Origin of the sequence: Massilia sp. UMI-21 (assembly GCA_015277795.1) — a bacterium.
Taxonomy (GTDB): Bacteria; Pseudomonadota; Gammaproteobacteria; order Burkholderiales; family Burkholderiaceae_D; genus Telluria.
In genome coordinates, this window is sequence record CP063848.1 from 4,453,459 (window position 1) to 4,466,865 (window position 13,407).

Genomic DNA, 13,407 nt, shown 5'->3' on the forward strand with positions numbered 1-13,407 from the left:
ACCCACCACGGAGTGCCCATGCTGACTCGATTCGCCGCCGCCCTGCTGTTGGCCGCCACTGCCTTCCCCGGCATGGCGGCCGAGCTCCCGAACCATCCGTTCATCCACGTGAATGCCGGAGCCGAGGTCTATGTGATGCCCGACATCGGCGAGCTCGATCTGGACATCGTGTCCTACGACGCGGATCCCGATGCCGCCTGGAAGCTCGTCACCGGGCAGCTCGAGGTCAGCCGCGCGCTGTTCTGCCAGCATGGCGTGGCGGCGGACGACGTGCTGGTGCAGGATATCGTGCGCCGCCCGCGCAAGGTCGACGCCCTGCCCGAGGGGCAAGCGGTGCCGATGGAGACCCGGGTCGCCATGCACGTCACCGTACGCGACATCGGCCAGTGGACACCATTGCTGCGTGCGCTGTTCGTGGTAAAAAACATCGAATCGCTGGCGGTCTCCTTCAGCCGCAGCGACCGCGACAAGGTCGAGAGCGATCTGCTCGCCCAGGCGCTCGGCACCGCCAAGCTCAAGGCCCAGAACGTCGCGCGCGGAGTTGGCGCCAGGCTGGGGCCGGCCACCGGCGTGTCGACCGGCGCGCTGAAGAACCTGTCGCAGGCCATGGGCATGGCCAGCGATCCGAACGGACGCTACACCGGCGACCGGCGCACACCCCCCAGGGCGGACATGGCGCTGGTGCAGGCGATGCGGCTGGCGCAGAGCGTCGATGTGATCTACCGGATCGGCGGCAAATAGGGGCAGCGCGCGACGTGCACGCCATAAAAAAAGCGCGCCATGCTGACGCAGGCGCGCTCGATTCATCGCAGGGCAGCGATTACTTCTGCGACATCACCCATTTCACCAGGCTGCGGGCTTCGGCCTCGCTCACCTGCGGATTGGCCGGCATCGGGACCGGACCCCAGACGCCCGCGCCGCCCTTGATGACTTTCTGCACCAGCTTGTCCTCGGCGCCTTTCTGGCCTGCATACTTGGCGGCAACGTCCTTGTAGGCCGGACCGACCAGCTTGTTGGCGACTGCGTGGCAAGCCATGCAATTCTTGGCTTTCGCCAGATCGGCCTGGGCATAGGCGCCCGTGGACGCGAAGGCCGACATCACCACACACAACAGCAACGAGCGTTTCATTTGTTTCTCCAGGTTTATGACAAATGCATTCTACCGTTAATTTCACCCAGCTTCATGCAGCGATACACTCTGTAACGACAGTAACAGGCCAATGTTGACGAATTCCCACATCTAGCAGAAATTTTCCACAAGGCAATGAATTTCTTTGTAATATGCACGGTGAAGGAGTCTTCCATGCCACTGATTTTGCTGATCGCCGCCCTGAGCGGCCTGCGCCTGTTCGAGGTCTGGCGCTTTGCCGACCTGTCATGGTGGACCATTATCGCCTTGATGGTGTTCGCCTTCGTCTGGTTCGAGTTCGTCGAGAAAGCCCTGGGCCTCGACAAGAAAAAAGAACATCACGTCCTCAACAGCCGCCGCGCGGCGCGCGTGAAACAAAGCTTCCTCAAGCGCCGCTAGCACGGCCAACAAGATACCGTCGTTTGTGTGATATGTTGCGCATATCACCGGACCAAATTCATACACGGCGCGTATCAATGAACCTCGAACTCCGCCAGCTCCGCCATTTCGTCACGGTCGCCGAAGAACTGCATTTCGGCCGTGCCGCCGAGCGCCTGCACATGACGCAGCCGCCGCTCTCGCAAAGCATCGCCGGACTGGAAGACCTGCTCGGCGCTTCGCTGTTCCTGCGCAACCGCCGCCTGGTGGCGCTCACCGCCGCCGGCGCCGCCCTGCTGCCGGAAGCGCGCCGCTTGCTGGGCGACGCCGCGGCCCTGCCGGAACTGGTGCGCCGCGTTGCCGCCGGCGAGGCAGGCCGCCTGACCCTGGCCTTCGTCTCCACCGCCGACTACAGCGTGCTGCCGTCCATCCTGCAGCGCTACCGCGCCGCCTTCCCGGACGTGGCCCTGGTGCTGCGCGAAGCGACCTCCGACGTGCAGGCCGAGGACCTGCTGCGCGGCCGGATCGACGCCGGTTTCGTGATCCCGCCGCTGACGGGCCAGGCCGACGATCTGTCCAACCCGGCGCTCGCCTACATGAAGCTGCTGGAAGAGCCCCTGATCCTGTGCGTGCCGGCGGGGCTGCTGCGCGGCGACGGGCCGGTGCGCCTGCGCGAGCTGCCGCCGCTGCCGCTGGTGATCTTCCCGCGCGCGGCGGCGCCGGCGCTGCACGACGCCATCCTGTCGTGCTTCCGCGCGGCCGGCATCACCCCCGTCATCGGCCAGGAAGCGCTGCAGATGCAGACCATCGTCAGCCTGGTTTCCGGCGGCATGGGATTGGCACTTGTGCCACAATCCGTGTCGAACCTGATGCGCGCAGGCGTAGAATACCGTGCCCTGCTCGACCCCACGCCGCTGGCCGAGCTGGGGCTGGCCTGGCGCCGCGAGCATGCCTCGCCCGTGCTCAGGGGCTTCCTGGAACTACTCGAGAAAGATTGAACCCATTATGCTGATTCATCCGCAGCCGGATCCCATTGCCTTCGCCATCGGACCGGTGCAGATCCACTGGTATGGCCTGATGTACGTGCTGGCCTTCGCCCTGTTCCTGATCCTGGGGCGCGTGCGCATCCGCCAGCCGCACATCGCGGCGCAGGGCTGGAAGGCCGAGGACCTGGACGACATGCTGTTCTACGGCATGCTGGGCGTGGTGCTCGGCGGACGCCTGGGCGAAGTGCTGTTCTACCAGCCGCTCTACTTCCTCCAGCATCCGCTCGAGATCTTCATGGTCTGGCGCGGCGGCATGTCCTTCCACGGCGGCTTCCTGGGCGTGCTGATCGCCATGGCGCTGTGGGCGCGCAAGAGCAAGCGCAACCTGCTCGACGTGTACGACTTCATCGCGCCGATGGTGCCGCTCGGCTATGCCGCCGGCCGCCTGGGCAACTTCATCAACGCCGAACTGCCGGGCCGCCTGGCCGACCCCAGCCTGCCCTGGGCCATGCTGTGGCCGGGCGTCGAGGGCCCGCGCCATCCGTCGCCGCTGTACCAGATGCTGCTCGACGGGATCGTCGTGTTCCTGATCCTGTGGCCCTACGCGCGCAAGCAGCGCCCGCGCCTGGCGGTGGGCGCCATGTTCACCCTGCTGTACGGTTGTGCGCGCTTCACCACCGAGTACTTCCGGGTGCCGGACTGGGAAACCACCGTGCTCGGGATGCCGATCACCTCGGGCCAGGTGCTGTCGCTGCCGATGATCGTCGGCGCCCTGGTGATGCTGGCCTGGGCCTACCGCCAGCCGAACGGGCGCCCGGCGCACGCCTGACCATGCCGCGGGCATAAACTGCCCGCCCGTCCTTGCCTGCCCGGCGCTTCGGTGTGACGATGATGGATTCGACAGCCGTCACACCGGACCCACCATGTACAAGTCTTTCGCCGTCCTGGCCGCCATACTGGCGCTGGGCGGCTGCGGCGGCAACGCCCAGGATGCGCCGCTTCCACGCCTGGCCACGCTCGCCGCCGTCCACCATGCGCAGGCCTCGGCGAGCGCCTACCTCCCTCTTGTGCAACAGCTGTATGTCGCCTTCTTCGGCCGCCCCGCCGATCCTGCCGGCCTGGCCTGGCATGCCGATGTCCTGCTCCGCCTGCATGCGCCGGCCGACCTGCGCGGCCTTGCCGCCGCCTACGATAGCGACGCCCGGATCCGCTCGCTCGTCGACGGTTTGTCGGACAGCGCCGAAGCGCAATCCCTGTACGGCGACTCGCCGGCCCTGTTGATCGAGGCGCTGTACAGGCAGGGGTTCAACCGCGATGCGGAACCGGCCGGGCTCGACTACTGGACGGGGATCATCCGGCAGCATGGCCTGAACCGCGCCGCAGCGCTCATGCGCATCCTGGCTGGCGCCCAGGGAAGCGACCTGGCGACCTTCCAGCGCAAGACCGACGCTGCCGCCGTGTTCACCGGCGCGGTCGATAGCCCAACCACACGGGCGCTGTATTCGGGCGCCGGCAGCAATGCGCTGGTCCGCGACATGCTGGGTGTCGTGCACAGCGACAGCTCCGCGGCCGCCATCGCGGCCCGGGTCGACGCCGGCATTGCCGCGCTTTCCGCACAGCGTGCCTATATCGTCCAGGACGGCTACGCCGAAGTGCCGGCCGTCCCCCACACGGTGGCGCTGCTGGTCGCGCCGGCCCAGGCCATCGCGCTGCGTTCGCTCCTCGACACGCTGGCGACCGTGCTTGCTGCCGACCTGAATGGACGCAGCGGGCGCCATGGTCCGCACTGGAGCGTCGTGGTGCGGGAAGCCGCCCGGAGTGCCGCGGCGGTGCGTGAACAGTTGCGCGCGATGGATGGCGCCATCCTGGTCGGCGACGTGGCGGTCCCCACGGACATCGACCTGAGCAACGGTGACACCGTCCCCAACCTCGATCCGTTTCGGGTGCCTGCCTGCACCCGCTACAGCTTCACCCCGGGCACCGACAGGGTGTCGGAGATTCCGGGCGGGACCGACCATCTATGGATGACCAGCGAGGACCGGGCCTGCCGCAACGGCATGACGGTCTCGATCCTGCGCGGCACCGACAGCGCGCGCCAGGACGCGCAACTGCGGGCGAAGCTGGAGCAGATGATCGCCTATCACCGCGCCGCCGACGCTGCGAACGCGCGCTGGAAGCCGGCTTACAGCCACGTCGAGGCGCTCTGGCTGCGCATCGATTTCGAACGGCCCGATCCCCTCAGCTGGTGGACCGACGTGCCGCTGTATGGCGCAGGCCAGGTCAGCTACCTGAACAGCGGGACCGGCGCGCAACGCCTGGGCAGCTTCCGCGCCTGCCTGGAAAGCAATGCCGAGATGTGCAGCTTCAATGGCCACGGCAACAGGGGCCTGGTGGTCGCCGAAGGCCCCGATCCCACGCGCGAGTTCTATTCCTCCGATTCCGTCCCCTTCCCGGCCTCCGAGCTGGGCGCCTCCACGATCCGCGCCAAGTTCGTGAACCTGCAGTCCTGTTCGACCCAGAACTTCCTGCAACCGGGTTCATTCGGCACGACCATGCTGGCCACCGGCGACGCCCTGCTCGTCATGGGAGCGACCGCCGTCGTCTTCTCCTCGACGGATGCAGACAAGGGCTACGTCGAGTCGATGTACCAGTCGCTGTCCTACGGCGCCACCTTCGCCGAAGCCTTGACCGGCAAGATGAACGGCCCCGCCCTCAGCCTGCAGGGCGACCCGTTCATCACGCACCGGGCGAAACCTGGCGGCGCACAGCCCAAGCTGGTTATCGACGGCAAGCATTTCAACGCGCATCCCACGATCATGGAGCTGGCCTTCGGCGACTCCATCGCCAGCGCGAAGACTTCCCGCACCATCGTCGTCACCAACCCCGGCACCGCCGACTTGCGCCTGCGCCTGTCCATCATGCCCGAAAACGTGACGTCCACCAACAAGCCGGTCAGTGCGGAGGGAGACAGCTGGGGTGGACTGGGCTTCACGATGGACGCCCCCGCGCCCAACGACACCAGCGGATTCGGGAACGTCGGGAACATCGTGCACGTCGTACCACCGGGCGGCACGCTGAAGCTGCAAATGGGATTCAAGCCGCTTTCGCACTGGGAGACAAAAACCCTGGTCACCGGTACCTACACCGGTACCTACGAACTGTATTCCAACGATCCGCAATCGCCCCGCGTCGTGTTCGAAATGATCGGCATCGCGCGCTGAGCGCGGCTAGCGGGCCGCGCTCAGCGCGCCCTGCAGGTCTTCCAGCGTCGCCGGCTTGGTCAGGTGCATGTCGAAGCCGGCGTCGAGCGCCTGCGCCACGTCGCCGCGCTGGCCGTAGCCGGTCAGCGCCACCAGCCGCAAGCCCGGCTGCTCCTTGCGCAGCAGCGCCGCCAGCGCGTAGCCATCCATGTCCGGCAGGCCGATGTCCAGGATCGCGACGCCCGGCGCCCGGCGCCGCACCTCCCCGACCGCCGCCAGCGCCGTGTCCGCGGTGCGCACCGCGTGCCCGAGGCAGGCCAGCACCTCGGCGGTCGCGGCCAGCGCATCGGGATTGTCGTCCACCAGCAGCACATCCTGGCCCTCCGCGAGCGCGGCCGGCGCGCTTTTTCGTCCCCCGCCAGCCTGGGCGCCGAGCGGCAGCACCACCTCGAAGCAACTGCCCTTGCCCACGCCCTCGCTGCTGGCGGCGATTGTCCCGCCGTGCAGTTCGACGATGCGCCGCACGATCGCCAGGCCCAGCCCGAGCCCGCCCGTATGGCGCGCCAGCGGTTGCGGCGCCTGGAAGAAGGGTTCGAACACGCGCTCCAGCATGGCCCGGTCCATGCCGACGCCGTCGTCGCACACCGCCAGGCGCGCGGTCGTGGCGGCGTCGTCGACCGTCAGCCGCACCTGCGCATTGCCCTTGCCGAAGCGCGCCGCGTTCGACAGCAGGTTGTTCAATACCTGCGTGAGCCGGCTCTCGTCGCCCTGCACCCAGGCCGCGCCCGGCGCCTGGACATCGATGGCCAGGCCGGGGAAGGCCGCCACCGCATGGCGCACCACCTCGGCCAGGTCGACCGGCCGCAGCTCGATGCGCAGCTTGCCGCTGGTGATGCGGGACACGTCGAGCAGGTCGTCCACCAGGCGCTTGAGATGGCCGGCCTGGCGCCGCAGGATGACGCGCTCGCGCTGGCTCGATGCCTCGTTGCGCAGGTCCATCAGGTCGAGCGAGGCGACGATGGGGCTGAGCGGATTGCGCAGTTCGTGGCCGAGCATGGCCAGGAATTCGTCCTTGACCCGGGCGGCGGCGCGGCTGTCCTCGAGCGCGCGTTCGAGCGACGCCAGCAGCTGCGCGCGCTCGGCCTCGTCGGCGTCGCGCTGGCCGGCCGCGGCCATCAGCGCGCGTCCGGTCTCGTCGATCTCGGTGATGCGCGACGGCGCCACCGAGACCGGCAGGCCGGCGCCAAGCGCCGCGGTGCCGCGCTGCAGGCTGCGGAAGGAGCGCACGATGCGGCTGGCCAGCATGCTTGCCAGCAGCAGGCTGGCCAGCAGCGAGGCGGCCAGCCCGACCGCATACAGCGCCATGCCCTGCAGCGAGGCCGGCGCCAGCGCCGAAGGGGGGACGCCGATCGCCACCACCCAGCCGTAGCGCGAACGGGTGAAAGCCGTGCTCACCTGCGCGCCTTCCAGCGTGACGGTGTCGCCCACCGCCTCCTGCCGGCCGCCGCGCATCAGCGCCAGCAGCGAGGGACTGGGCCGCCCGCCGGCCGCGCGCTGCTGGCCTTTCGAGCGCGCGACGATGGCATGGCTGCCGTCCATCACCGCGATCACGGAGCTGGGCGGCACCTTCTGGCGCTCCAGCACGCGCAGGATGCGGCCCGGCTGGACCACGGCAGTCAGGACGTAGCGGCGGCCGGCATCATCGGTGACCGGGACCCGCACCGGGAACGCGGCGCGGCCACCCTTGCCCATCGCCACGCGACCGGCCAGCGGCTGGCGGCTGGCGGTCGCCAGCCGCAGGCTGGCGGGGTCGGCGACGATGCCGGCCGGTGCGCCGAAGGGCACGTTGCTGCGAAACAGAATGGCGCCGCTGGCGTCGGTCAGGATCACGGCCAGCCACTCGGGCTGGGCCGCCACCTGGATACGCGCGCTGTCGTGGACGGTGCGCAGGTCGCCGGCCGCCATCGCCGGCGAGCGCGCCAGGCCGCCCAGGACCGCGACGGCGCCATCGATTTCGGCGTCGACGGCGCTCGAGAGCGCGCGCGCCAGGTCGAGCAGGTAGCGCTGCTGCTCGCGCTGCTGGTATTCGCCGACCAGTTGCAGGCCCCATACGCCCAGCAGCGCCAGCGGCAACAGCCCGAAAGCGGTGAGCAGTACCAGCAGCCGCCGGAGCGAAACGGTGGAGCCTTGGCGCAGCAGCATGGAGTGGACCGGTGTCGAAAAAAAACACATTATAGGCACACACCGGCGCAAATCGCCGGCGTCAGTGCCGGGTCCGCCGCAGCGCGCGGCAGGCGCTTACTCGAAGTCTTCGGCCAGGTTCTTCCAGCCGCGGCTCTTGGCGAAGGCGGTGAATTCCTCGGGCGCTTCCAGCACGATCAGGCTGCTCTCCTGCAGGCCCGGGTCGCCATGGCCGAAGTCCGGCCCCTTGTAGCCGAGCGCGCGCAGGCGCTCGACGATCTGGCGCACCAGCACCGTGTCCTTGTGGGCCCCGGGCTCGAGCCTGGCCTTGAAGTCGACATATACGTCGATGATCCCGTAGCCCTCGTCAAAAATGCGGATCGCCTTGATGTCGAGGGTACGGCCGTTGCCGTCCTTGGCCTGGAAGGGGCCGGACAGCTCGATGTCGGAATCGGTAGTCATGGCGCCAGCATACCACCGCGGCGCCCTCCGGTTCGCCCCATGTTATCCTCCGTGCGCACACTTTCAAGGAGAGCAACACGAGATGAAGCGGCCGGCACGCGCGCGCAAGGTTCGATGGGGGCTGGCGCTGGCGGCGCTGGTCCTGCTGGCGCTCGCCGCGGCCTTCCTCATGTGGCGCCCCGCCATCGCCCCGCAAGCCGCGCACAGCGCGGCGAAGCGCGTCGACCAGGTTGTGGTGCAGCGCGGCGCCAATCTGGCCAGGCTCGGCATGTGCGCGTCCTGCCACACGGCGGACCCGAGCCGGCCCTTCGCCGGCGGCCTGGGCCTGGAGACGCCCTTCGGCACCGTCTACAGCACCAACATCACGCCGCACGCGCCTACCGGCATCGGCGACTGGAACCTGGCGGCCTTCGACCGCGCCATGCGCCAGGGCGTCGCGCGCGACGGCCACCTGCTCTACCCCGCCTTTCCCTACCCGCACTATACGAAGCTGGCGCAGGACGACATGCGCGCGCTGTACGCCTACTTCATGACGCGCCCCGCCATCGCGGCCCCGGCGCGCGAAAATCAAATGCGCTTCCCGTTCGGCTTCCGGCCGCTGCTGGCGTTCTGGAACCTGCTCTACCTGGACCAGTCGCCCTGGCGCCAGGACAGCGGGCAGTCGGCCGCCTGGAACCGCGGCGCCTACCTGGCCAACACCCTGGCGCACTGCAGCGCGTGCCACACGCCGCGCACGCTGCTGGGCGGCCCCGATCTCGAGCGCCGGCTGGAAGGCGGCGAAGCCGAAGGCTGGTACGCGCCGGCGCTGAATGCGCACTCGCCGTCGCCACTACCCTGGACCCAGGCGCATCTGGCCCAATACCTGCGCAGCGGCATCGCCCCCGGGCACGCCATCGCCGCCGGCCCGATGCAGGAGGTGACGATCCAGCTCGGCCGGGCCGACGGCGCCGACGTCGCCGCCATCGCCACCTACATCCATGGCTACCTGAAAGCGGCGCCGGCGCGCGCCACCCCGGCGCAGGCGGACGGCCCGCTGCCGGCGCCGGACGACCGGGATCCCGACCTGGCGCGCATGCGCCTGGGCTACGACACCTATGCGATGGCCTGCGCCAGCTGCCACGAGGCCGGCCGCGGCCCCGGCTCGGGCGCCGCGCTGCAACTGCAGAAAGCGGTCGCGCTGTACGACCCCGATCCGCGCAGCCTGATCCGGATCATCCGCCAGGGCATCGCGCCGCCGGCAGGCGAAGCGGGACGCTGGATGCCCGCGTTCGGCGCGGTGCTGGGCGACGCCCAGCTCACGGCGCTGGCCGCCTACCTGCGCCGCTACGGCGCGCAGGCCGCGCCGTGGCCGGAACTCGAGCAGGCGGTGCAACAAGCGAGGAAGCCATGAGCAAATTTACCCTGCAGGTCAACGGCAAGCCGCAGCAGGTCGAGGTCGACGCCGACACGCCGCTGCTCTACGTGCTGCGCAACGACCTGAAACTGAACGGCGCCAAGTTCGGCTGCGGCCTGGGGCAGTGCGGCTCCTGCACCGTCATGCTCGACAAGGAGCCGGTGATGTCCTGCCTGGTGCCGGTGTCGCTGGTCGGCGCCCGCGCGGTGCGCACGGTGGAGTCGGGCGGCACGCGCTGGGTACCCAGTTCCGTGCTGCAGCAGGCCTTCATCGAGGAGCAGGCGGCGCAGTGCGGCTACTGCATCGCCGGCATGATCATGCGCGCCACCGCCCTGTTCGAGCAGGTGGCCTCGCCCAGCGACGCGCAGATCCGCGCCTGGATGCAGCCGAACCTGTGCCGCTGCGGCACCCACATGCGCATCCTGCGCGCGGTGCGCCGCGCCGCCGACGTGCTCGCGGCCCAGCCGATCCGGAACTACTGATGCCGCGCACGACTCCCGACCCGGCCCGGCGCCGCGTCCTGACGGCGGGCGGCGCCCTGACCCTGTCGTTCGCGCTGCCGCTGCGCGCCGCGCCCGGCACCGCCGCGCTGCCCGGCAGCCTGGCAGAGCATCCCTGGCTCGACGCCTGGATCCGGGTCGGCAGCGACAACCGGGTGACCGTCTTCACCGGCAAGGTCGAACTGGGCCAGGGCATCAAGACCGCCCTGCTGCAGGTGGCCGCGCACGAACTGCGGATCGATCCGGGGCGCCTGGTCTTGATCACCGCCGACACCGCGCGCACGCCCGACGAGGGCTACACGGCCGGCAGCCATTCGATGCAGGACAGCGCCACCGCGATCCGCCACGCGGCGGCGCAGGTGCGCGCCCTGCTGCATGAAAAGGCGGCCCTCCGCCTGGGGGTGCCGGCCGCGGCGCTGGCGCAGGACAACAGCGTGTTTCGCGCACCAGGCGGGCGGCGCGTCAGCTTCAGCGAACTGGTGGCCGGCAGCGACCTGCACGTGCGCGCCGGCGCCACGCTGCCGCCTCCGGTGCCGCCGCCGGCACCCGACGCGCGCCGCTGGATCGGGACCACGCTGCCGCGGGTCGACATCCCGGGCAAGCTCAAGGGGCAACTGGCCTACGTCCAGGACATCCGCATGCCGGCCATGGTGCACGGCCGCGTGGTGCGCCCGCCCTCCCCCGATGCGCGCCTGCTCGGTGTCGACACGGCCGCGGTGGCGAAGCTGACCGGCGTGCTCGAAGTGGTGCAGGACGGCCGCTTCCTGGCCGTGATCGCCGACGAGGAATTCCGCGCGATCAAGGCGGCCCGGGCGCTGGCGCGCGCGGCGCGCTGGGAGCTGCCGGCCAGGCTGCCGGCCGGACGCGAGCTCGCAGCGCTGGTGCGCAGCCTGCCCTCGCAGCCAACGCAGGTGCTGGCGCGCGGCGCCGCCAACGCCGCCGGCCGCCGGCTCCGCGCCAGCTACACCCGGCCCTGGCAGCTGCACGCCTCGGTCGGCCCCTCGTGCGCGATCGCGCTGCTGGAAGAAGGCCGCTACACGGTGTGGACCCATTCGCAGGGCGTGTTCCCGCTGCGCCGCGCGCTGGCCGAGCTGCTGGGCGTGCCCGTGGACAGCCTGCGCTGCATGCACGGCGAGGGCGCCGGCTGCTATGGCCACAACGGCGCCGACGACGCTGCAGCCGACGCGGTGCTGCTGGCGCGCGCCTTCCCCGGGCTGCCGGTGCGGGTGCAATGGATGCGCGAGGACGAACACGGCTGGGAGCCCTACGGCCCGGCGATGGTGGCGGATGTCGCCGCCACGCTCGATGCAACAGGCGGCATCGTCGACTGGCAGTACGAGGTCTGGAGCGGCGCCCACGCCACCCGCCCCGGCAGGGCCGGCAACCTGCTGGCCGCCACCCTGCTGGCGCGCCCGTTCGCGCCGCCGCCGCCCACGCCGATCCCGCAGCCGGACGGCGGCGGCGACCGCAACGCCATCCCCTATTACGTGCTGCCGAATGCGCGCGTGACCCACCGCTTCCAGCCGGCCGGCCCGTTCCGCACCTCGGCGCTGCGTTCGCTCGGCGCCTACTGCAACGTGTTCGCGATCGAAAGCTTCATGGACGAGCTGGCGCGGCTCGCCGCGGCCGACCCGGTGGCCTTCCGCCTGCGCCACCTGGCGGACCCGCGCGCCATCGAGGTCGTCAAGCTGGCGGCGGCGAAGTTCGGCTGGAACGGCTACCAGCGCACGGCCAGGCGTGGACGCGGCTTCGCCTTTGCCCGCTACAAGAATTCCGCGGCCTACTGCGCCGTGGCGCTGGAAGTCGAGGTGGCGCTGGACACCGGCTTCGTGCGCATCGTCCGCGCGGACGCTGCCGTCGACTGCGGCGAAGTGGTGAGTCCGGACGGGGTACGCAACCAGATCGAGGGCGGCATCATCCAGTCCGCCAGCTGGACCCTGCTGGAACAGCTGCGCTTCGACGCCACCCAGGTACTGAGCCAGGACTGGGGCGGCTACCCGATCCTGCGCTTCGACGGGGTGCCGGATCGGGTCGCGGTGCACCTGCTGGACCGCCCGGGCCAGCCTTTCCTGGGCACCGGCGAGGCGGCCCAGGGACCGGCCGCGGCGGCGCTGGCCAATGCGGTGGCCGACGCCTGCGGCGAGCGCGTGCGCGACCTGCCGCTGGACCGCGCGCGCATGCGCCGGCACGGTGACAATGGGTGAGTTTGTATGTACGTCTTTTCGGTAGTATGGATTCCTTTTCCCGGGAATCCGCCATGCAACGACTCCTTACCGCCGTCCTGCTGTTCCTGACCCTGGGCGCCGCTGCCGCGCAGGACACCGCCGAACAATTCCTCGCCTCGCTCCACTTCCAGCAAGGGAAGATCGCCCTGCCCGGCGGTATCGCCACGCTCGACCTGCCGCCCGCCTTCCGCTACCTGGCGCCGGCCGACACCGCCCGCCTGCTGGAACAGGGCTGGGGCAATCCGCCCGGCGCCACCACGCTCGGCATGGTCCTGCCGTCCGGCGTGAGTCCGCTCAGCGACGAAGGCTGGGGCGTCGTGGTCACCTACGAGAAGGACGGCCACGTCAAGGACGACGACGCCGACAGCATCGACTACGGCAAGCTGCTGAAGGAAATCCAGGACGGCATGGCCGAGGAAAACAAGGAACGCAAGGAACAGGGCTATCCCGCGATGACGGTGGTGGGCTGGGCCGAGAAGCCGCACTACGACAAGGCGCAGCACAAGCTGTACTGGGCCAAGGAGCTGCGCACCGAGGGCGCGCAGGCGAACGGCCTGAACTACAACATCCGCGTGCTCGGACGCGAGGGCGTGCTGGTGCTGAACGCCGTGGCCGGCCTCGACCAGCTCGCGCAGATCCGCAGCGAGATGCGGCAGGTGACCGCCTTCAGCAACTTCAACCAGGGCCACCGCTATGCCGACTTCAACGCCAGCACCGACAAGGTGGCCGAATACGGCATCGCGGCGCTGGTCGCGGGCGGCGTCGCGGCCAAGCTGGGCTTCTTCGGCAAGCTGCTGGCGCTGCTGGTGGCCTTCAAGAAGCTGATCATCCTGGCCGTCGCCGGCCTCGCCTCTTTCCTGTGGAAGTTCATGCGCCGCGAGAAGCCGGCCGCGGTCGACCTGGGCAAGGCGCCGGAAGCCTGATCGCCCAAGGTCTGGCTGCTTGGCGTGCCG

At 69.8% G+C, this 13,407-nt stretch carries 12 protein-coding genes; 9 read left to right on the top strand and 3 right to left on the bottom strand.

Annotated elements, in window-relative coordinates; all coding sequences use genetic code 11:
• Positions 1 to 18 precede the first annotated feature (18 nt).
• Positions 19 to 741, top strand: a complete 723-nt coding sequence (locus IM543_19665) for an SIMPL domain-containing protein (protein ID QOY93733.1) — start codon at positions 19 to 21, stop codon at positions 739 to 741.
• A 79-nt stretch (positions 742 to 820) separates the two neighbouring features.
• On the opposite strand, the gene IM543_19670 is transcribed toward IM543_19665, so the two are convergent.
• Complete coding sequence (locus IM543_19670; protein QOY93734.1) at positions 821 to 1,129, bottom strand: c-type cytochrome; 309 nt, start codon at positions 1,127 to 1,129, stop codon at positions 821 to 823.
• A 174-nt stretch (positions 1,130 to 1,303) separates the two neighbouring features.
• Between IM543_19670 and IM543_19675 the strand changes: the two genes are divergently transcribed.
• From IM543_19675 to IM543_19690, 4 genes are all read left to right on the top strand, one after another.
• Positions 1,304 to 1,528, top strand: a complete 225-nt coding sequence (locus tag IM543_19675; GenBank protein QOY93735.1) for a TIGR04438 family Trp-rich protein — start codon at positions 1,304 to 1,306, stop codon at positions 1,526 to 1,528.
• A gap of 77 nt (positions 1,529 to 1,605) precedes the next feature.
• Positions 1,606 to 2,505 (top strand): LysR family transcriptional regulator, encoded by a 900-nt coding sequence (locus IM543_19680; GenBank protein ID QOY93736.1) that lies wholly within the window; start codon positions 1,606 to 1,608, stop codon positions 2,503 to 2,505.
• Positions 2,506 to 2,512: 7 nt separating this feature from the next.
• On the top strand, positions 2,513 to 3,322 hold the full coding sequence (locus IM543_19685) for a prolipoprotein diacylglyceryl transferase (GenBank protein QOY93737.1): 810 nt from the start codon (positions 2,513 to 2,515) through the stop codon (positions 3,320 to 3,322).
• A 94-nt stretch (positions 3,323 to 3,416) separates the two neighbouring features.
• Entirely contained in the window at positions 3,417 to 5,714 is a 2,298-nt protein-coding gene (locus IM543_19690) for a hypothetical protein (GenBank protein QOY93738.1), read from the top strand.
• Between the two features lie 6 nt (positions 5,715 to 5,720).
• On the opposite strand, the gene IM543_19695 is transcribed toward IM543_19690, so the two are convergent.
• Positions 5,721 to 7,895, bottom strand: coding sequence for a response regulator (locus tag IM543_19695; GenBank protein ID QOY93739.1), 2,175 nt, complete (start codon positions 7,893 to 7,895; stop codon positions 5,721 to 5,723).
• Between the two features lie 96 nt (positions 7,896 to 7,991).
• A complete protein-coding gene (locus IM543_19700; protein QOY93740.1) occupies positions 7,992 to 8,336 on the bottom strand; it encodes a hypothetical protein in 345 nt (114 codons plus the stop codon).
• A gap of 82 nt (positions 8,337 to 8,418) precedes the next feature.
• Here IM543_19700 and IM543_19705 point away from each other — a divergent pair, with 82 nt between their 5' ends.
• Genes IM543_19705 through IM543_19720 form a run of 4 tightly spaced genes read left to right on the top strand, consistent with a single transcriptional unit; the run spans position 8,419 to position 13,377 of the window.
• Positions 8,419 to 9,726, top strand: a complete 1,308-nt coding sequence (locus tag IM543_19705; GenBank protein ID QOY93741.1) for a c-type cytochrome — start codon at positions 8,419 to 8,421, stop codon at positions 9,724 to 9,726.
• Positions 9,723 to 10,211 carry a (2Fe-2S)-binding protein gene (locus IM543_19710; protein QOY93742.1) on the top strand — a complete coding sequence of 163 codons (489 nt, stop codon included), beginning with the start codon at positions 9,723 to 9,725 and terminating at the stop codon, positions 10,209 to 10,211. Before IM543_19705 ends, IM543_19710 begins: the two co-directional genes overlap by 4 nt.
• Positions 10,211 to 12,433, top strand: a complete 2,223-nt coding sequence (locus IM543_19715; GenBank protein ID QOY93743.1) for a xanthine dehydrogenase family protein molybdopterin-binding subunit — start codon at positions 10,211 to 10,213, stop codon at positions 12,431 to 12,433. Before IM543_19710 ends, IM543_19715 begins: the two co-directional genes overlap by 1 nt.
• 53 nt (positions 12,434 to 12,486) lie before the next feature.
• The gene (locus IM543_19720) at positions 12,487 to 13,377 is read left to right on the top strand and encodes a DUF2167 domain-containing protein (protein ID QOY93744.1); all 891 of its coding nucleotides are present in this window, start codon (positions 12,487 to 12,489) and stop codon (positions 13,375 to 13,377) included.
• The last annotated feature ends 30 nt before the right edge of the window (positions 13,378 to 13,407 follow it).